This window comes from Nocardia coffeae (assembly GCF_019890715.1).
Lineage (GTDB): Bacteria > Actinomycetota > Actinomycetes > Mycobacteriales > Mycobacteriaceae > Nocardia > Nocardia jiangxiensis.
Window position 1 is genome coordinate 679,407 of the sequence record NZ_JAINZY010000003.1, and the last position, 18,489, is coordinate 697,895.

Below are 18,489 nucleotides of genomic sequence, written 5' to 3' on the forward strand. Positions count from 1 at the left end.
TGACGAACAGCTCGAGCGGAGTCTCGGAATGTCGGAAATTGATTGGGATATATTGCGCCACAATGCATTCGAAGTTATGCAGAATGCGTATGCACCGTACTCGGGGTATCCGGTGGGCGCTGCCGCGCGCACTGTCGACGGCCGAATGGTGCTCGGGTGCAATGTGGAAAATGTCTCATACGGTTTGGGGCTGTGTGCTGAATGTGTACTGGTCGGTAACCTCTGCGCGTCCGGCGGCGGAAGGTTGCTGGCGATTGCTGTGTGCGATTCGCGCGGGGTGGTCCTGATGCCGTGCGGGCGTTGTCGGCAGCTGCTCTACGAGCACGGAGGCGGTGATCTGATGGTCGATCACGCGGACGGGCCGGTACCGCTGAACCGTTTGCTGCCGTTTGCCTTCGGACCCGATGATCTTGCGGCGGGACGGAAATGATGTGAGTTTTCGCACGACTTCCCAGTGGTGCTGACCGTTCGCTCGACGGGGTATGGGTCCAGGTGGAATCGAGTGGCCGGACCGGCCGCGCGGGCGGGTTTCGGAAAGCCTTGTCGTACAACGTATTACGACATCCCGCTGAGCGACTTCGGAGGTGGATGTGAGCTGCGTTACCTGCTGTTCGAGGGTGTTCGGGGCGCGGTCGCGCATTCGCCGACCGCACTCCGGAGATATCCGGCGGCCGCGGATATCTCCGGAGTTCGCTCGTGAATCATGTCCGTGTGCCCGGTGATGGGCAGTGCACCGCGGGGAATCCTCTGAGAGTCTGTCGGGCATGGTGAGCGTGCATTCGGCGGTGTCGGTGATCATGGCCAAACGCGACGGCGGGGAGTTGTCGGACGAGCAGATCGACTGGGTCGTCGATGGATTCACCCGAGGTGAGGTGGCCGACGAGCAGATGTCGGCCTTGGCGATGGCCATTCTGCTTCGCGGCATGAACCGGCGCGAGATCGCGCGCTGGACCGGCGCGATGATCGAATCCGGGCAGCGGATGAGCTTCGCGGATCTGCCGCGCCCGACCGTGGACAAACATTCCACCGGCGGCGTGGGGGACAAGATCACCCTGCCGCTGGCGCCGCTGGTCGCCGCGTGCGGTGCGGCGGTGCCGCAGTTGTCCGGGCGCGGTCTGGGGCACACCGGCGGCACCCTGGACAAGCTCGAATCGATCCCCGGCTGGCGTGCCGATGTCCCGGTTGCGGACATGCGCCGGATACTGGCGGATCCGGCGATCGGCGCGGTGATCTGCGCCGCCGGGGCCGATCTGGCGCCGGCCGACAAGCGGCTCTACGCGTTGCGGGACGTCACCGGGACCGTGGAATCGATTCCGCTGATCGCCAGCTCGATCATGAGCAAGAAGATCGCCGAGGGCACCGCGGCGCTGGTACTGGACGTCAAGGTCGGGGCGGGCGCGTTCATGAAAACGCTCGACGCGGCCCGCGAATTGGCGACGGCCATGGTCGAACTGGGCACCGACGCGGGCCTGCGCACGGTTGCGCTGCTGACCGCGATGGACACTCCGCTCGGCCGGACCGCCGGCAACGCCCTCGAGGTCGCCGAAACGGTCGAGGTGCTCTCCGGCGGCGGTCCAGCCGATGTGGTCGAGCTGACCCTCGCCCTGGCCCGGGAGATGCTGGCGCAGGCCGGAATCCACGACATCGACCCGGCGGACGTCCTCGCCGACGGCCGCGCGATGGATCACTGGAAGGCGATGATCCGGGCCCAGGGCGGTGACCCGGACGCCGCCCTGCCCGCCGCCGCGCACACCGAGATCGTCACCGCCGAACGATCCGGCACGCTCACCCGGCTCGACGCGATGGGCGTCGGCCTGGCCGCGTGGCGGCTCGGGGCCGGGCGAGCCAGGCAGGGCGATCCGGTCCAATTCGGTGCGGGCGTGGAGATGCATGCGAAACCCGGCGACGCCGTCGTCGCGGGGCAGCCGCTGCTCACCCTGCACACGGACACATCCGAGGCATTCGCCGCGGCCCGCGAGGCCCTGCGCGACGCCTGTGCGATCGACGCGGCCCAGCCCGCGCCGGGCCCGGTCGTGCCCGCCTCGATCGTGCTCGACCGTATTGCCCCCTGATCGCCCTCGCCCCGGTCGTGCCGGCTCTCGTCGCCTCGCCTTCGAGAGCATCGTGTCGCAGTCGTGATCGTCATCCGATCGGATCACGTCTCCGCCGCGATCGCCTTCGATCGGTCGTGGTCGCTCCCGACCGGGTCGGCTTCGCTCGCGTCGGCCCGCGAGGAGAATCGCCGGCGGGAATCGGCCAGGCTACGTGCGGGCAACCGGAAGGGGACGATTCACCCTCGAAGGGGTGGACACCGGGAGAGTCCGCTGCGGAACTCGGCGGATGCGGCTAGCGTCGTTACATGACTGGACCGATGCCTTTGACTCTTGCCTCGATCCGCCAGGCCCCGAAGGCCGTGCTGCACGATCATCTCGACGGTGGGTTGCGCCCCGGGACCGTGCTGGATCTCGCGGCACAATGCGGTTACGACCAGCTACCCGCCCAGGACGCCGAAGCGCTGGGCAACTGGTTCCGCGATGCGGCGGACAGCGGATCACTCGAGCGATATCTGGAAACCTTCGCGCACACCACGGCCGTCATGCAGACCGCCGAGGGCCTGCGCCGGGTAGCCCGCGAATGCGCCCTGGACCTGGCCGAGGACGGCGTGGTGTACGCCGAGGTGCGTTTCGCACCCGAACAACATCTGCAGCGCGGCCTCTCGCTGGACGAGGTCGTCGAACACACCCTGGCGGGCTTCCGTGAGGGCGAACAACTGGCCGCCGAGGCGGGTACACCCATCCGGGTGGTCTGCCTGCTCACCGCCATGCGCCATGCCGCGCGCTCACTCGAGATCGCGGAGTTGACCGTGCGGTGGCGCGATCGCGGCGTGGGCGGATTCGATATCGCCGGGGCCGAGGCGGGCTACCCGCCCAGCCGGCACCTGGACGCCTTCGAATACATGCGGGCCAACTGCGCGCACTTCACCATCCACGCCGGTGAGGCCTTCGGCCTGCCGTCCATTCACGAGGCCGTCGCGTTCTGCGGCTGTGAACGGCTCGGCCACGGTGTGCGCATCACCGACGACATCACCGATTCCGAATCCGAGCCGAAACTCGGACTCGTCGCCAATTACGTTCGGGACCAACGGATTCCGCTGGAGTTGTGCCCGTCCTCGAATGTGCAGACCGGCGCGGTGCCCTCCCTGGAGAAGCACCCGTTCGACCTGCTTGCGCGGCTGCGCTTCCGCGTCACGGTCAACACCGACAACCGGTTGATGAGCGACACCACCATGAGCCGGGAAATGCTCAAACTGGTGGACACCTTCGGCTACGGCTGGAGCGACCTCGAGCGGTTCACCATCAACGCCATGAAGTCCGCCTTCATCGCCTTCCCCGAACGCCTCCGCATCATCGACGAGGTGATCAAGCCGGGTTACGCGGTGTTGCTCGGCTGAACCGCGACCCGCCGTCCGTCACCCTTGGATAGGTGGGAATCCGAAGGGATCGGTGTCGTCCTCGGCAGAGGTGGTCGGCTCGTTCGCCTCCGGTGCGCCCCGACCTACCCGGGGGTGCCCGGTACACCTCCCACAGAGTTCCGCGGCGTCGCCGATCGCCCGGTCTCCCGGCGACCGCAACCTGTCGCCGGGTGCGGGAGACGTCAGCCCTTGTTGAGGCGGGTTTCGAAGGCGCGTTCCAGGACTCGCCAGGCTTCGGCCTCGGCGGCGAACGGTGCGCTGGGCGCCATCCGGCCCGGGTCGGGCTCGAGCAGGTACGAGACGTACGAACCGAGTGAGGTGGACTTGGTCAGTGCCTGCTCCACGGTGTCGTCGTCGGCGTAATCGGCTGCGTCGGTGAACAATTCGACCGCGAGGTCGAGCTGATCGAGATCGACGGCCTCGGGGCCCTCGCCCAGATCGTCGGCCAGGCCGGGCAGGACGTAGACGTTCTCGTCGGAGACCTCCACCTCCAGTGACCCGTCGATCGCCGCGGTGTGCACCTCGCCGTACGTGCTCACCGCGGCCAGATCGTGATCGTGGTCGTCGGCCAGGTAGCGGGCCAGGGCGCGCTCGGAGCTGAACACGGTGATCTGGCCGTTGCTGCCGAGGAACACCGGCTCGTCGTCGAGATAGCACCGCAACGTGAAGAACTGGCCCTCGGAGGTGACGATCCGGACCGGGTCGATACCGACTCCGTGCCAGAAGGTCTCTTCCCCCTCGTCTTCGGGTTCCTCGTCCTCCGCGTCGAGGTCGACCTGTTCGATCTCGTCGTCCTCGTCGTTCTCGGCCGCATCCTCGGCATCGACGATGTTCTGTTCCGCCGCAAGCAGTTCGGCCTCGGCGACGGACACCGCCTCCGCATCGACCTCCGGCGATTTCACCACCGCGTCGATGGCGTCCACGACCTCGTCCCAGTCCTTGACGATGGCCGCACCGATCTGCCCCCACAGCTCCTCGCCCTCACGCCCGAAGAACGCGCCCATGCCCGAGGACAGCGCGCCGATCTCCTTGTGTGAGTCGAAGAACTTGGTCACCACCTCGAGCTCGCACACGTCTCCGATCGTGCGGGCCATATCGAGCGTCGCCTCGAGCTCGGCGACGGCATCCGGATCGGGATCGCCCGCCGCCAGCTCCGGCACCGCGACCAGATCGAAGATGTGCTCGTCCTCGGGCTCCAGTTCCGCGGCCGACAACCCGGCGATGACCTTCCACGCCGGATGGTCGACCAGATCGTTGTCGTCGTTGGTCCGGATGAACGCGACCAGCTCCGCGACCGAGTCGAAACCGTACAGCGCGTCCTCGTGACCGAGGAATGCCTCCCACTCGTCCTCACCGTCGCGCCAGCGCGGTGCCCATAGGGTGACGAGATCGCCGTCGGTCAGGCCGAGCTCGATCGGGACGATGTCTCCAGAAGCCATGACCGTGAGCCTATCGACCCTGCGCCTGTGGCACTATTCGGCCCGCCCCCCAACATTTCCCGCCTGCGGTGCGGTGAAGCTCGAGTTGAGCGTTGCCACGACCGCGGAGCGCTGTTCCCCCGCATCCTGGGCTGCCTGTGTACAGGCCGCGATGATGGCCTGGCCCACTTCGGCGGGGGGACGGGAGGTGATCGACTCGGCGAGTCGCAGGCCGACCATGGCGCCGTCGCTGTTCACCTCGACGCTGATCAGACCATCGTCGGTGGTGTGCGTACCGCGCACCTGCCCGAGGCCGTGCAATGCGGCCTCGAGTGCCTCCAGCTTCTCGGTCGCCGCGGCGACGAGAGCATCCATCTCAGCACTCATGCGCTCAAACCTGCCTCATCCAGCTCGTGGGTCCGGTGTCTTCGTCGTCCATGCGGTCCAGCTCGTCCACGGCGGTCTGGCGGGTGGGCAGGCCGAGTTTGTCGAGGATCTCGACCGGCATACCCGACTCGGCCAGCAGCTCCCGCCGCCGGGCCTTGGCCACGATCGCCGAACGCTTGGTCAGGCGCAGTATCTCACCGGCCAGAGCCTGTGCGCCGTAACGGTATTCGCTGCGCTCGAACTTGATCTCCACGGGCATGCCCTGATCGGTCGCCCGCACGGAGATGGTGCCGGAACGATTGGCGCTCGAGGCGACCGTGACGTTCGGGATCTCCTTCGGCGGCTGCTGCGGCGCGCTCATGACGTGGGCCTGTAGAAGCCGTGGAACGCCATTCCCATGTTCTCCGTTCGAATCGCATCGATCTGCACCGGATCTCCGGCCTCGACCATCTTTCCGTTACCCACCACCATCGCGACGTGACCATCCCAGATGGCCAGATCGCCGGGCTCCACATCACCGGGGCTGACCTGTGTCGCGCCTTGACTCTGATCCGCCGCCAGGCGCGGCAGGTCGACCCCGGCCTCGCCGTACGCGTACTTGGTCAGACCACTGCAATCCAGGCCCTGACCAGGTGTGTTACCGCCCCACACGTATGGGGTGCCGCAGCACTTGATCGCGGCGTTCACCGCCGTCGCGGCCTTCTGATTGGGCGCTTCGACCTTGGTGCCGTCGGGCAGCGTGATCATCACGCCGCCGTTCTTGGTGGTCTTGTCGGTGCTGCTGTTGGCCGCGGTGGAGGTCTTCGAATCCTTGGCCGAGGCCGGAGTGGTCAGCGAACTGACCGCCGAACCGCCGCTGGACAGGACCCCGCCGAGCAGTGAGGAGGCCGTTTGGGCGCCGCTGCTGGCCTGGGAGATCAGCGAGGCCGTGTTGGCCGGGGTGCCGACCGTGGACGGGGTGGACGGGGCCGGGGTCAGTTCGGTCATCGACGCGGTATGCGTATCGAGGTCCGAACGCACCTGCCCGACCACGCCGACCGCCTGGCCGAAGTGGTCGATCGCGGAGGTGACCACGGTCGTCAGGCCCACGGGTGTGGTGGCCGCGGGGCCGAGCACGTTCACCTGATGCACGAAGTCCTGCAGGATTCCGGCCAGTTTCTGCTGACCGGTCTGCACCGTGGACGCGGCCTGGCTGACTACGTCGGCCATGTTCGTGCCGCGATCGGAGATGTTCGCCGCGGAGGTCTGCACCTGCATCGCCTTGTCCATGGCGGCATCACCGGCGCGCCCGTTCCAGGCGTTGGTCATCTGGTTGATGCTCGTGCTGCCGGCCTTGTGGATGCCGTCCAACGTCGTGGAGGTCTGGCGCAGCGCGTCGGCGGGGCCGCCGGTGGGTAACACGCCGGTGCCGAAGCTGGCGACCAGATCGACCAGCGGCTTGGCCAGGGCGTCCAGGTCGATCCCGGCGATCATGCCTGCAACTCTTCCTGGACGGCGTGCATGGCGGTGACGCGCTCGGCGTCGTTCTCCGCGTAGCTGACCGAGGCTCCGGCCGCGGCGGTGCCCATCGTGCCGAGCACCGCGGACAGCTGGCCGATCGAGGCCACGTGTCCGGCGTGGGCGGCGGAGTACGCCGTGAGGAAATCGCCACCGACCAGCCCGAAGATCGGGCCCAGGAGAGTCGGTTCGGCGGCTGCCGCCGCGGTTGCGGCCGAGGCCATTTCTCCGGCCAGTCCGCCGGCTGTCGCACCGTAAGCGGCAAGGCCTTCGGTGTCGACCGAGATCTTTGGCATCACAATCCCCCATCGTGCTGGTCTGGTGGCAGATTACGTCATCCGAGTAGTTTGACGCAGGTTCCACGAGAACGGTTCCACTCCGCGAGCGAGAAAAATCCGGGACGGAGTGCGGGCCTGGACCCGGTGGAAACCTTATCGTTCCCTCATGCGAACGCACATCGTGGATCACCCGCTCGTCTCGACTCTGCTGACCATCATGCGTGATGTGCGCACACCCAACCCGGGTTTCCGTGGCGCACTGCGTGATCTGACCGCAATCCTGATCTACGAGGCCCTACGCGAGGCCCCGCTGACGACGTTCGAAGTCACCACTCCGGTCGCGGTCACCGAGGGTGTGCGCCTGGCACATCCGCCGCTGCTGGTGCCGGTGCTGCGGGCCGGGCTCGGCATGGTGGACGCCGCCAGTGAGCTGATCCCCGAATCACGTGTCGGTTTCGTCGGCATCGCCCGCGACGAGCACACTCACCAGCCGGTGCCGTACATGGAGTCGCTGCCCGAAACCCTGGCCGGGGTACCGGTATTCGTCCTGGACCCGATGTTGGCGACCGGCGGTTCGATGCGGCACACCCTGGAACTGCTCGCCGCCCGCGACGCCACGGATATCACCGCGGTGTGCGTCGTCGCCGCCCCGGAGGGCGTCGCGGCGCTCGAGCAGTCCGGGCTGCCGGTCCGGCTGGTCACCGCGACTGTCGATGCCAGGCTCAACGACGACGCGTACATCGTCCCGGGCCTCGGTGACGCGGGCGATCGGCAGTTCGGGCCGCGCTGAGTCCGGTACGCCCGCAACGAGTTCCGGCCGGACCGCCGGTGCTACAGATTCTCGAAGTATTTGCGCAGATCGGACAGGCGTTGCGCGGCAGCCTGTTTCGCCGCGGGCAGCGCCGCCCGGGACGACACCGGCTCGACGACCTCGAGATAGCACTTGAGCTTGGGCTCGGTGCCCGACGGGCGGACCACGATGCGTTGCGTGGCCGCGTCGAAGATCAGCGCGTCGGTGCGCATCGGGCCGCGCACCTGCGCCATATCGGTGCAGGTGACCGGGGTACCGGCGATGGCGTCCGGCGGATTCTCGCGCAGCCGGTCGAGCACCTGTGCCGCAGCGGCCTGATCGGTCAGTCGCAGCGAGACCTGATCCCCGGCGTGCAGGCCGAATTCGAGGGCGTAATCGTCGAGCAGATCGAGCGGGCTGCGACCGTCGGCACGCAGCCGGGCGACGAGTTCGGCGGCCGCGACCGCGGCGGAGATGCCGTCCTTGTCGCGCACCGCCGCCGGATCCACGCAGTGTCCGATCGCCTCCTCGTACGCGTAGACCAGGCCGTTCCCTGCCCGCGCGAGCCATTTGAAACCGGTGAGCGTCTCGGCGTAGCGCGCGCCGCGGGCCGGGGCCAGCTTGCTCAACAGCCGCGAAGACACGATCGTGGTCGCCACCAGCGCGTCGTCGGGGGCGTCGCGGAGGACGAAATCGCCCAGCAGAACGCCGGTCTCATCACCGCGCAGCATCCGGCGGCCGTCCGGTGCGGGCAGCGCGACGGCGCATCGATCGGCATCGGGATCCAGTGCGATCGCCAGATCGGCATCGATCCGATCGGCCAGCGCGAGCAGTAGATCCGCGGCTCCCGGCTCCTCCGGATTCGGGAAACCGACGGTCGGGAAATCCGGATCCGGCGCGAACTGCTCGACCACCACCTGCACATCGGTGAATCCGGCCGCGTGCAGCGCCGCGACGGCGAGTTCCCCGCCCACACCGTGCATCGGCGTCAGCGCGATCCGGAGTTCGTTGCGCCGCAACGGAATCGGGACGGGTTTCGCGGAGTACGGGGTCGTCCGGCCGGTGTTCGGTGCGTCGGTCGCCGCATCGGATCCGCCGAGCCGGGCGGGCAGGGTGGCGACGCGGTCGAGATAGCGGCGGACGATCTCCTCACCCAGTTCGGCGACCGGGGTGCCGGGCGGGAGGTCCAGCACTTGCGGGTCGGGGGAGGTCGGTTGCGGGTCGGCGCGGGAGATCGGTTCGCGCACGGCTTCGATGTGGCGTTCGATCTCCGTGTCGGCGGGCGGGATGAGCTGGGAGCCGCCGCTGAGATAGACCTTGTAGCCGTTGTCGGTGGCCGGATTGTGCGACGCGGTGATCTGCACTCCGGCCACGGCTCCCAGTTCGCGCACGGCGAAGGCCACGACCGGGGTGGGCAGCGGGCGCGGCAGCGCCAGGACCGAGAATCCGGCCGCGGCGAGGACTTCCGCGGTGGCCGTGGCGAATTCGGCCGATCCGTGCCGGGCGTCGCGCCCGACGATCACCACGCCGCCGCCCAGGCAGCGCTCGCGCAGCCAGTCGGCGAGTCCCGCGGTGGCGCGCTGCACCGTGTCCACGTTCATTCCGTCCGGACCGTCCTGCAGTGGTCCCCGCAGGCCGGCCGTCCCGAATCGCAGCATCAGCACAATCCTTTCCGGCACATCAGGTTTCCGGCATGTCGAATTCCGGTGCGGTCGGACCGCATCGGCGCGGTTCGCGGATTCGCCGACTCAGATGCGCTCGAGCATGCCGCGCAGCAGTTTGCCCAGTCGCGGGGCGGCGGCGCGGCCCTCGGCGAGCACCTCGGCGTGCGAGAGGGGTTCGCCGGTCACCCCGGCGGCCAGATTCGTGACCAGCGAGATGCCCAGCACCCGCGCGCCCAGTGCGCGAGCGGCGATGGCCTCCAGCACCGTGGACATCCCGACCAGATCCGCGCCCAGTGCGCCGAACATGCGGATCTCCGCGGGCGTCTCGTACTGCGGTCCGGTCAGTCCCGCGTAGACGCCCTCGGTCAGGTCCGGATCGACTTCTCTTGCCAGAGCGCGCAATCCGGGATCCCACGCATCGACCAGATCGACGAACGACGCCCCGGTCAGCGGCGTGCGTCCAGTCAGGTTCAGGTGGTCGGAGATCAGCACGGGCTCGCCCACGCGCAGTCCGGGACGGATTCCGCCGGCCGCGTTGGTCAGCAGGATGGTGTCCGCTCCGGACGCGATCGCCGTGCGCACCCCGTGCACCACCTGCGCGGGTTCGTGCCCCTCGTAGAGATGCTGACGGCCCATCATCAGCAGCACCGGCGAATCGTTCACCGTCACCGAATGCACCGTGCCCTGATGGCCCTGGGCGGTGGGCGCGTCGAATCCGGGCAGTTCGGTCATGGGCACCGAGGCCGCCGACGCGCCGATCTCGGCGGCGGCGTCCTGCCAGCCCGACCCGAGTACGACGGCGATGCGGTGGTGCGGAACTCCGGTGCGCTCGGCGATCGCCGCCGCAGCCTGTTCGGCAAGCATGTGCTTCACGATAGTGCGATACGTCACGGCGTGCGGTTTCCGGGTGACCTGCCGTCCCCCTGGGTGCCTGGTAGCGTCGCGCACGCCGGACCCGCGGTGCGCGGGTGGACGTCGTGTCGAAAATGTGGTGGGAACAGAGTTGTGACTGCGCGTGAGCTCGTCGTACTGGGGACGGCCAGCCAGGTGCCGACCCGCCAGCGTAACCACAACGGGTACCTGCTGCGCTGGGACGGCGAGGGGCTGCTGTTCGATCCCGGTGAGGGCACCCAGCGGCAGATGTCGTTCGCGGGCGTGTCGGCCGCCTCGATCACGCGGATCTGCCTGACCCACTTCCACGGCGACCACTGCCTCGGCCTGCCGGGTGTGCTCGCGCGCCTGAACCTGGATCAGGTGACGCATCCGGTCGACATCTGCTTCCCGGCCGCGGGCCGTGAATTCTATTGCCGGTTGCGCGATGTGGTGCCCTATTTCGCGGGTCTGCGCGAACAGCCGGTCGATGCGACGGGCGCGATCCCGTTGCCGGACACGGCGTTCGAATTCGAGGCGATTCGGCTGGACCATCGCGTCGAGACCTTCGGCTACCGGCTGATCGAGCCGGACGGGCGGCGCATCCTGCCCGATCGACTGGCCGAATTCGGAATCTCCGGACCCGATGTCGGCCGTCTGCAGCGCGAGGGTTCGCTGCGGCTGTCCGATGATCGGGTCGTCACCCTGGACGAGGTCTCCACGGTCCGGCGCGGGCAGCGCTTCGCGTTCGTGATGGACACCCGGATGTGTCCCGGCGTGGCGGAATTGGCGCAGGACGCCGACATGCTCGTCATCGAGGCCACCTTCCTGGACACCGATGCGGATCTGGCGCACGAGTACGGTCACCTCACCGCCGCCCAGGCCGCGCAGGTGGCGCAGGCGGCCGGGGTGCGGACCCTGGTGCTGACCCATTTCTCCCAGCGCTACGCCGATCTCGAGGACCATCGGCTCGAGGCGGCGAAGTACTTCGACGGCGAGCTGGTGGTGGCCGAGGATCTGATGCGCGTGCCGGTACCGACTCGCCGGTAACTTGTGCGGCGGCGTCGTTATGCTGCTGCGTATGCCGTATTTGGAACGTGACGGGGACGTGTTCGTGCTCTACCTCGGCAACGAGGGGCAGGCCGACACCGAGAACCGCTTCCATCCCGACTGGATCGACACCTTCCACGGGTTGCTGGACGAGGTCGAGCAGGCCGGGGTCACCACCGAGCAGCCGAACCCGCCGGCCGCGCTGGTCACCGTCTCGACCGGCAAGTTCTACACCAACGGTCTGGACACCGACTGGCTGTTCGGCAACTTCGACCGCAGCGGCTGGTACCTGGACCGGGTGCACAGTCTGTTCAGCCGTCTGCTGACCTTCCCGATGGCCACGGTGGCCGCGGTGAACGGGCACGCCTTCGGCGCGGGCGCGATGCTGGCCACCTCGCACGACTTCCGGGTGATGCGCGCCGATCGCGGATACTGGTGCCTGCCCGAGGTCCATCTGGGCATGCCGTTCACGGTTGCGATGAACGCGCTGGTCACCGAGCGGTTGACCAATCAGGTCGCGGTCGAGGCGATGACCACCGGACGTCGCTACAGCGCGCAGGACGCGATCGCCGCCGGAATCGTCGACGCCGCGGCCGATGCCGACGCGCTGCTGGCGGCCGCCGTGGAACGGGCCGGGGCGCTGGCCGGTAACCGCAAGCCGAATCTGCCGGTCATCAAGCGGGCCCTGCACGGCCGCGCACTGGCCGGGCTCGCCGTGCCGACGACCCAGGAGAACCTGGCTTTCCAGCCCTGATCCGGTTGGTAACGCCCGCGGGTCGCCACCACCGGGCCCGCGGGCTTGTCGGCCAACACTCCGCAACCGCACTGTCGGGTGCGAGACTGAGGCATGGCATATCGCGGCGCCGACCGACAGCCCGAGCCTGCGGATCCGTCGCCCGATCCCGTCCTCGCGGCGGCCGACCCGACGCTCACCGCGTCCGCCGACGCCGGCATCGCCCGTGCCGCCGCGGAGCTGCTCGCGCTGTCCCATTCCATCCACGCCGAACCCGAGCTGGCGTTCGCCGAGTTCCGCAGCGTCGCCAAAACCCTCGAGCCGCTGCGCGAGCGCGGATTCGCCGTCGAGACGGGGGTTGCCGGGCTGGACACCGCGTTCACCGCGACCTACGGCCACGGCCCGCTCGTCGTGGGAATCTGTGCCGAATACGACGCGTTGCCAGAGATGGGCCACGCTTGCGGGCACAACATCATCGCCGCGTCCGCGGTGGGTGCGGCGCTCGGGCTGGCCGAAGTGGCCGATGCGTGCGCGATCACCGTGAAGGTGTTCGGCACACCGGCCGAGGAGAGCGGCGGTGGCAAGGTGCTCATGCTCGAGCGCGGCGTGTTCGACGGCGTGGCGATGGCGATGATGGTCCATCCGGGTCCGTACGACATCGTCGGTGCGCGCTCACTGGCCCTGGCCGATCTGTCCATCACGTACGCCGGCCGGGCCGCACATGCCAGCGCGGCCCCCGAACAGGGCCGCAACGCCGGTGACGCGGTGACCGTCGCGCAGGTTGCGTTGGGGTTGCTGCGTCAACATCTCGCGCCCGGACAGCAACTGCACGGTATAGTCGAATCCGGCGGCGTGGCCCCCAACATCGTGCCCGAGCACGCGGAACTGCTGTACTACCTACGCGCAGCCGACTCCGCATCCCTCGACGATCTGATGCGACGCGCATCGGCTTGTTTCGAGGCGGGAGCGCTGGCTACCGGAACTACCCACGACATCCGGATGCTCGCGCCCACGTACACCGAGCTCACCCCCGATGCGGCAGTACTGTGTGCCTACCGCGAGCAGATCGCCGGTATCGGACGCGTACCGCTGTCGCCGGAACTCGAGGCAGCGCGTCCGCTGGGCAGTACCGACATGGGCAACGTCACCAATGTCATCCCGGGTATCCATCCGGTCATCGGCATCGACGCCGCGGGATCGGTGACGCATCAGCCGGAATTCGCGGCGGCATGCGTCACCGATTCCGCGGATCTGGCGGTGATCGATGGGGCCACGGCGTTGGCGCGTACCGCGATACAGGTCGCGGGCGATCAATTCCATAGGGAACGGTTGTTGGAACACAGCGTTCAGCGACAGGAGGATTTTCGGTGAGCACAGAAGGCCGAGCCGCGGCGGCGGCGGGCCCGGACACGACGGCCTCGGACGAACCCGGTGATCCGGGCGCGGGGCGCGCGATCGTCGACGCGTGGCTCCGCGAGAACGCGGACGACCTCATCGGGTGGCGGCGGCATCTGCACACCAACCCGGAGTTGTCCCGGACCGAATTCGCGACCACCGAATTCGTGGAGTCCTGGCTGGTCAAGTCCGGATTAGAGCCCCGCAAACTGCCCACCGGAACCGGTCTGCTGTGCGATATCGGCCCCGACGGCCCGCGGATCGGCCTGCGCGCGGACATGGACGCGCTGCCGCTGCAGGAGTACACCGGACTGCCCTTCGCCTCGACGGTGCCTGGCGTCTCGCACGCGTGCGGGCACGACGCGCACACCGCGATCCTGCTGGGCGCGGCCTCGGCTCTGGCCGAGGTGCCGGATCTGCCGGTCGGCGTGCGGCTGGTGTTCCAGCACGCCGAGGAGGTCATGCCCGGCGGCGCGATCGATATGGTCGCCGCCGGTGCGATGGAAGGCGTCTCGCGGACGTTCGCGCTGCACTGCGATCCCCGGCTCGAGGCCGGGCGGGTCGGAGTGCGGGTCGGTGCGATCACCTCGGCCGCGGACACCGTGGAACTGGTGTTGGACTCACCCGGCGGGCACACCTCGCGCCCGCATCTGACCAGTGATCTGGTGTACGCGATCGGCACGGTCATCACCGGCCTGCCCGGATTGCTGAGCCGTCGGATCGATCCGCGCACCAGCACCGTGATGGTGTGGGGTGCGGTCTCGGCGGGCAAGGCCCCCAATGCGATTCCGCAGACCGGCATGCTCACCGGAACCGTCCGCACCGGCGATCACGCGACCTGGTCGCTGCTCGAGCCGATGGTGCGGGAGATCGTCGACGGTCTGCTCGCGCCCACGGGTGTGCGGTATCAGCTGAACTACAAGCGCGGCGTCCCGCCGGTGGTCAACGAGGAGCAGGCCACCCGGATGTTCGAGGACGCGATCCGCGCCCTGGGCCCCGACGCGCTGGCCGACACTCCGCAGTCCGGCGGCGGCGAGGATTTCTCCTGGTACCTCGAACAGGTTCCCGGCGCGATGGCCCGCCTGGGCGTGTGGTCCGGCCATGGTGAACAGCTGGACCTGCACCAGCCCACCTTCGACCTGGACGAACGCGCTCTCGCCGTCGGCGTGCGCGTACTCACCAACCTGGTTCTGAACGCGAGTTAGCACGGTTCGCTGCGACGGCCGTATCCCTGGAAAGGGGTGCGGCCGTTCGGCTATCCGGCCCCCGGACCTACGTTTCTGGAGTTGCGGGTGCGCAGGGCGTGCACGTATTCGGCTGGGGCGCCGGCCTTTTCGGCGGCATCGGCGATCACGCCGATGTAGCGGGCCGAGGGCAGGCCGCCCTCGTAGGCGTCCAGGACGTACAGCCAGGCCAGTACGGGTTGCGAGCCGGTGCCCGAACTCGGGGTGACACGCAGCCGGATCTTCTTGTGTATGCCGAAATCCGAACCTTCCCAGCGGTCCAGGCTCGCCTCGTCCTCGTCGGGGACGTCGTACAGCACGACGAACACGCGAGCCCCGGGCTCCTCGACCACCGTCGCCAGCGGTCCCTCCCAACCGATGTCGTCCCCGGCGAAGGTCAGGCGCCAGCCCTCCAACCAGCCGGTTCCGTACACGGGGGAGTGCGGACAGCGCTTGAGCATCTGCTCGGGATCCATATTGGATCCATACGCGGCGTATATCGGCACCAGGCAAGAGTATCGAATGACCGCGCGTACTCGCCCCCATCCCGTCCATCCGATCTCCGGCGCCCGTACCTCCCGCCCCGCGGAAACCGCTCGGACGTGCGGAAAAGCGCTTGTGAGCGAAGCAGTGTGCGATTCGCCGCTTCGCTGGTCGGATGGTTCGGCAATCGCCGGGTGCGCGGTGAACCAGCACGCGGCTCCGGTCGGGTGACGATTGCCCGGCGGGCCGCAAACATGCGGCGGCCGAGCCTGCGTGTCGAGGCACAGATACCCTTTCCACGACCGGAGATCCCGATCGAACAGCACGAAGGCGGAGGTATCCATGACCCGCATTGCAATCATCGGCGGTGGCCCGGCCGGTTACGAGGCCGCGCTGGTGGCCGCCGCGCACGGCGCGGAGGTCACGGTCATCGACTCCGACGGCGTCGGTGGCGCATGCGTGCTGTGGGATTGTGTGCCCTCCAAGACCTTCATCGCCTCCACGGGCGTGCGCACCGATCTGCGCCGCGCGCGGGATCTGGGAATCACCCTGCATCCGGCGCAGGCCCAGGTGCGGCTGTCCGAAGTGAACTCCCGGGTCAAGGCCCTGGCGCAGGCGCAGTCCTCCGATATCCGGACCAAACTGCAGGCCGCCGGGGTGAACATCCTCAACGGCTCCGGTGAGCTGATCGATCAGATTCCGGGCCTGGCCACGCATCTGGTGCGGGCCAGGCTGACCGACGGCGGGGAGCGGGTGCTCGAGGCCGAGGTGGTGCTGATCGCCACCGGCGCCAGCCCGCGCGTACTGCCCGGCGCCGAACCGGACGGTGAGCGGATCCTGAACTGGCGGCAGCTGTACGACCTGCAGGAACTGCCCAAGACCCTGGTGGTCGTCGGATCCGGTGTCACCGGTGCGGAATTCGTGAACGCCTACACCGAGATGGGCGTCAAGGTGAAGCTGGTGTCCAGTCGTGACCGGATGATGCCCGGCGAGGACGCCGACGCCGCACTCGTGCTCGAGGACGCGCTGGCCGAACGCGGTGTGGAACTGGTCAAGCAGGCGCGCGCGGATGCGGTGGAGCGCACCGCCGAGGGAATCGTGGTCAAACTCTCCGACGGCCGCACGGTCACCGGTACGCACGCCCTGATGACGGTCGGTTCGACCCCGAACACCGGCAACCTCGGCCTGGAGCGGATCGGCATCGAACTGGACCGGGGCGGCTATCTGCGGGTGGACCGGGTCTCGCGCACGCCGGTGCCGGGCGTGTACGCCGCGGGCGACTGCACCGGACTGCTCCCGCTGGCGTCGGTGGCGGCCATGCAGGGCCGGATCGCGATGTATCACGCACTCGGTGAGGGAGTGCAGCCGATCCGGCTCAAGACGGTGGCCTCGGCGGTGTTCACCCGTCCCGAGATCGCCACGGTCGGGGTGAGCCAGAACGCGATCGATGACGGTCAGGTTCCGGCGCGCACGGTGATGCTGCCGCTGAACACCAATCCCCGGGCCAAGATGTCCGGGCTGCGACGCGGTTTCGTGAAGATCTTCTGCCGTCCGGCGACCGGTGTGGTGATCGGCGGCGTGGTTGTCGCCCCGATCGCCTCCGAGCTGATCCTGCCGATCGCGATGGCGGTGCAGAACAATCTCACCGTGAACGATCTGGCGCAGACCTTCTCGGTGTACCCGTCGCTGTCGGGTTCGATCACCGAGGCGGCTCGCCAGTTGATGCGTCACGACGACCTCGGATAGCCCCGGCGGCAAGGCTTTCGGCGAGCCCGTCGAGCACACCCGATCAGCCCCCTCGACAATCCGTCGCACGGGAACGAGTGCGTTTGCGGCACTGGGAATTCGGTTCGTGTTGCCGGAAACCTCTTCGTGTGATTCACTTCCCGCAGAGATGTGAGTGGTGGGTCGGTTGGCGGGTTTCGTGTGCGGGGGGATGGTGCCTTTCCCGACCGGAATTCGCGAGCGGCCTCCGGGGTCGCGTCAGCGGTCCGGCATCTGATGAGGGATAACAGGAGTGCGGTGTGCCTTGCGCGACGTGACGGCGGCCGTGCTCGGGAAAGGGACTGCGAGCAGTGAAACATCATCGTAGTAAGCCGAATCGGGTGCAACGCGCGGTGGCAACCTCGTTGCCGTTGGCCACCGCAGCCGCCGTGGCCACCCTTCTGGCCGCACCGGCCGGCGCGGATCCGGTGAGTCCGCCCACGGTTCCGACCACGCCCGCGCAGCCGGGCGACACGCAGGCGGGTAACCCCAGCCCCTCGACGCAGAACCAGGCACCGGCGCAACCGGGGACCAAGCCGGGGCAGCAGTCGAACGACACCAACACTCCGCAGCCCGGAGTGACCAAGCCGCAGCCGGGCGTGACCTCGCCGCAGCCCGGTGTCACCCAGCCCAATTCCGATGGGGGACAACCCGATCAGAGTCTGGCCGGTCCCGTCCAGCCGGGTGTGACCACGCCGCGCGTCGCGCCGCTGCCGGTGCCGGGGCAGAACGCCCAGGAGCAGAACGGTCCGGCGCAGCCGGCCGTGATGCCCGGTCCGAGCGCGACCCAGCCGCAGCCGAACCAGCAGCCGCAGCCCGGCCAGGACACCAACACCATGGATGGGCTGACCGGCAACGGCAACGCCCACCAGGGCACCGTGCAGACCGCGCCGCGCTGGAGTTCGCCGAGCCTGCAGTCCGCCCCGGCCGCACCGGTCGTGCAGATGAACGGTCCGCACACCGAGGTCGGCGCGAATATCGACGGCGGCGGCGTCGCGCCCGGTTACGTGGCCAATACGCACCACTTCAACAACGCCAACGGTTACGTCGGCACGGTCGGCTACCGGACCCCCACGGGGACCGGCGACGCGGGCGTCTCGATCGAGTACGTCGAGGCCAACAAGATCAAGGTCACCACCTACACCCACACCACGGGTATCGATGACCTCAAGGCCCGTACCGGCTTCAACGACGTCAAGAACACGACCTACGTCGACTCCACCCAGGCCAATGCGGCCAAGGCGGCGGTCGAGGGCTGGATCCGGATGCAGCCGGGTGGGGTCGCCGCACTCGACGCGGCCGCGCACGTTGGTAGGCTGCCGGAGGGGAATTACGCCCCGCAGACGGTGAATACCGCCGGTGTCACCACGCAGTGGAGTGGTTCGGTCCAGAACTGATTTTCGGTGCCGGCGGACCGGAGGACGCCGGTGCAGGCTGATTCGACGTGGGGCGGTCGTTGGTAGAC

Annotated in this window: 18 protein-coding genes; 10 read left to right on the forward strand and 8 right to left on the reverse strand. The window is 68.4% G+C overall.

Going from position 1 to position 18,489, the window contains the following annotated elements; all coding sequences use genetic code 11:
• The first annotated feature begins 28 nt into the window (after nt 1-28).
• The 3 genes from K7711_RS16530 (at nt 29) to K7711_RS16540 (ending at nt 3,451) form a co-directional block, all read left to right on the forward strand.
• The gene (locus K7711_RS16530; protein WP_083895436.1) at nt 29-430 is read left to right on the forward strand and encodes a cytidine deaminase; all 402 of its coding nucleotides are present in this window, start codon (nt 29-31) and stop codon (nt 428-430) included.
• A gap of 343 nt (nt 431-773) precedes the next feature.
• Nucleotides 774-2,072: a thymidine phosphorylase gene (locus tag K7711_RS16535; RefSeq protein WP_222970387.1), complete on the forward strand. Its 1,299-nt coding sequence runs from the start codon at nt 774-776 to the stop codon at nt 2,070-2,072.
• Nucleotides 2,073-2,359: 287 nt separating this feature from the next.
• Nucleotides 2,360-3,451, forward strand: coding sequence for an adenosine deaminase (locus tag K7711_RS16540; RefSeq protein ID WP_222970276.1), 1,092 nt, complete (start codon nt 2,360-2,362; stop codon nt 3,449-3,451).
• Between the two features lie 203 nt (nt 3,452-3,654).
• Here K7711_RS16540 and K7711_RS16545 read toward each other — a convergent pair whose 3' ends face one another.
• The 5 genes from K7711_RS16545 to K7711_RS16565 are packed head-to-tail and all read right to left on the reverse strand — an operon-like array spanning nt 3,655 to nt 7,070.
• Nucleotides 3,655-4,911, reverse strand: a complete 1,257-nt coding sequence (locus tag K7711_RS16545; RefSeq protein ID WP_222970277.1) for a SatS C-terminal domain-containing protein — start codon at nt 4,909-4,911, stop codon at nt 3,655-3,657.
• A gap of 33 nt (nt 4,912-4,944) precedes the next feature.
• Nucleotides 4,945-5,277, reverse strand: a complete 333-nt coding sequence (locus K7711_RS16550) for a YbaB/EbfC family nucleoid-associated protein (protein ID WP_222970278.1) — start codon at nt 5,275-5,277, stop codon at nt 4,945-4,947.
• Nucleotides 5,278-5,281: 4 nt separating this feature from the next.
• Nucleotides 5,282-5,638 (reverse strand): hypothetical protein, encoded by a 357-nt coding sequence (locus K7711_RS16555; protein ID WP_222970279.1) that lies wholly within the window; start codon nt 5,636-5,638, stop codon nt 5,282-5,284.
• Nucleotides 5,635-6,750 carry an NlpC/P60 family protein gene (locus K7711_RS16560; RefSeq protein ID WP_222970280.1) on the reverse strand — a complete coding sequence of 372 codons (1,116 nt, stop codon included), beginning with the start codon at nt 6,748-6,750 and terminating at the stop codon, nt 5,635-5,637. The genes K7711_RS16555 and K7711_RS16560 overlap by 4 nt, the downstream gene beginning before the upstream one ends.
• The gene (locus K7711_RS16565; RefSeq protein ID WP_222970281.1) at nt 6,747-7,070 is read right to left on the reverse strand and encodes a DUF2563 family protein; all 324 of its coding nucleotides are present in this window, start codon (nt 7,068-7,070) and stop codon (nt 6,747-6,749) included. The genes K7711_RS16560 and K7711_RS16565 overlap by 4 nt, the downstream gene beginning before the upstream one ends.
• 148 nt (nt 7,071-7,218) lie before the next feature.
• Between K7711_RS16565 and upp the strand changes: the two genes are divergently transcribed.
• The gene (gene upp, locus K7711_RS16570) at nt 7,219-7,842 is read left to right on the forward strand and encodes a uracil phosphoribosyltransferase (protein WP_222970282.1); all 624 of its coding nucleotides are present in this window, start codon (nt 7,219-7,221) and stop codon (nt 7,840-7,842) included.
• 41 nt (nt 7,843-7,883) lie between these two features.
• Here the strand turns inward: upp and K7711_RS16575 are convergent, their stop codons facing one another.
• Both K7711_RS16575 and K7711_RS16580 read right to left on the reverse strand, forming a co-directional pair.
• Nucleotides 7,884-9,500 carry a phospho-sugar mutase gene (locus K7711_RS16575; RefSeq protein WP_222970283.1) on the reverse strand — a complete coding sequence of 539 codons (1,617 nt, stop codon included), beginning with the start codon at nt 9,498-9,500 and terminating at the stop codon, nt 7,884-7,886.
• A gap of 90 nt (nt 9,501-9,590) precedes the next feature.
• On the reverse strand, nt 9,591-10,370 hold the full coding sequence (locus K7711_RS16580) for a purine-nucleoside phosphorylase (RefSeq protein WP_222970284.1): 780 nt from the start codon (nt 10,368-10,370) through the stop codon (nt 9,591-9,593).
• Nucleotides 10,371-10,511: 141 nt separating this feature from the next.
• On the opposite strand from K7711_RS16580, the gene K7711_RS16585 reads away from it, so the two are divergent.
• The 4 genes from K7711_RS16585 (at nt 10,512) to K7711_RS16600 (ending at nt 14,759) form a co-directional block, all read left to right on the forward strand.
• On the forward strand, nt 10,512-11,426 hold the full coding sequence (locus tag K7711_RS16585; protein WP_222970285.1) for a ribonuclease Z: 915 nt from the start codon (nt 10,512-10,514) through the stop codon (nt 11,424-11,426).
• A gap of 31 nt (nt 11,427-11,457) precedes the next feature.
• Entirely contained in the window at nt 11,458-12,180 is a 723-nt protein-coding gene (locus tag K7711_RS16590; RefSeq protein ID WP_222970286.1) for an enoyl-CoA hydratase-related protein, read from the forward strand.
• Between the two features lie 93 nt (nt 12,181-12,273).
• Complete coding sequence (locus K7711_RS16595; protein ID WP_222970287.1) at nt 12,274-13,530, forward strand: M20 family metallopeptidase; 1,257 nt, start codon at nt 12,274-12,276, stop codon at nt 13,528-13,530.
• Between the two features lie 83 nt (nt 13,531-13,613).
• Nucleotides 13,614-14,759 (forward strand): M20 family metallopeptidase, encoded by a 1,146-nt coding sequence (locus K7711_RS16600; protein ID WP_222970388.1) that lies wholly within the window; start codon nt 13,614-13,616, stop codon nt 14,757-14,759.
• A gap of 50 nt (nt 14,760-14,809) precedes the next feature.
• Here K7711_RS16600 and K7711_RS16605 read toward each other — a convergent pair whose 3' ends face one another.
• Nucleotides 14,810-15,283, reverse strand: coding sequence for a gamma-glutamylcyclotransferase family protein (locus K7711_RS16605; RefSeq protein ID WP_040819344.1), 474 nt, complete (start codon nt 15,281-15,283; stop codon nt 14,810-14,812).
• 319 nt (nt 15,284-15,602) lie between these two features.
• Here K7711_RS16605 and K7711_RS16610 point away from each other — a divergent pair, with 319 nt between their 5' ends.
• Both K7711_RS16610 and K7711_RS16615 read left to right on the forward strand, forming a co-directional pair.
• Nucleotides 15,603-17,006, forward strand: a complete 1,404-nt coding sequence (locus K7711_RS16610) for an NAD(P)H-quinone dehydrogenase (protein ID WP_040819347.1) — start codon at nt 15,603-15,605, stop codon at nt 17,004-17,006.
• Nucleotides 17,007-17,377: 371 nt separating this feature from the next.
• Nucleotides 17,378-18,421: a hypothetical protein gene (locus tag K7711_RS16615; RefSeq protein ID WP_308014776.1), complete on the forward strand. Its 1,044-nt coding sequence runs from the start codon at nt 17,378-17,380 to the stop codon at nt 18,419-18,421.
• Nucleotides 18,422-18,489 lie beyond the last annotated feature (68 nt).

Coding starts and splice junctions, on each gene's coding strand:
- K7711_RS16530 (WP_083895436.1), top strand. CDS start 29: ATGTCGGAAATTGATTGGGATATATTGCGCCACAATGCATTCGAAGTT.
- K7711_RS16540 (WP_222970276.1), top strand. CDS start 2,360: ATGACTGGACCGATGCCTTTGACTCTTGCCTCGATCCGCCAGGCCCCG.
- K7711_RS16545 (WP_222970277.1), bottom strand. CDS start 4,911: ATGGCTTCTGGAGACATCGTCCCGATCGAGCTCGGCCTGACCGACGGC.
- K7711_RS16550 (WP_222970278.1), bottom strand. CDS start 5,277: ATGAGTGCTGAGATGGATGCTCTCGTCGCCGCGGCGACCGAGAAGCTG.
- K7711_RS16555 (WP_222970279.1), bottom strand. CDS start 5,638: ATGAGCGCGCCGCAGCAGCCGCCGAAGGAGATCCCGAACGTCACGGTC.
- K7711_RS16560 (WP_222970280.1), bottom strand. CDS start 6,750: ATGATCGCCGGGATCGACCTGGACGCCCTGGCCAAGCCGCTGGTCGAT.
- K7711_RS16565 (WP_222970281.1), bottom strand. CDS start 7,070: ATGCCAAAGATCTCGGTCGACACCGAAGGCCTTGCCGCTTACGGTGCG.
- upp (WP_222970282.1), top strand. CDS start 7,219: ATGCGAACGCACATCGTGGATCACCCGCTCGTCTCGACTCTGCTGACC.
- K7711_RS16575 (WP_222970283.1), bottom strand. CDS start 9,500: ATGCTGCGATTCGGGACGGCCGGCCTGCGGGGACCACTGCAGGACGGT.
- K7711_RS16580 (WP_222970284.1), bottom strand. CDS start 10,370: ATGCTTGCCGAACAGGCTGCGGCGGCGATCGCCGAGCGCACCGGAGTT.
- K7711_RS16590 (WP_222970286.1), top strand. CDS start 11,458: ATGCCGTATTTGGAACGTGACGGGGACGTGTTCGTGCTCTACCTCGGC.
- K7711_RS16595 (WP_222970287.1), top strand. CDS start 12,274: ATGGCATATCGCGGCGCCGACCGACAGCCCGAGCCTGCGGATCCGTCG.
- K7711_RS16610 (WP_040819347.1), top strand. CDS start 15,603: ATGACCCGCATTGCAATCATCGGCGGTGGCCCGGCCGGTTACGAGGCC.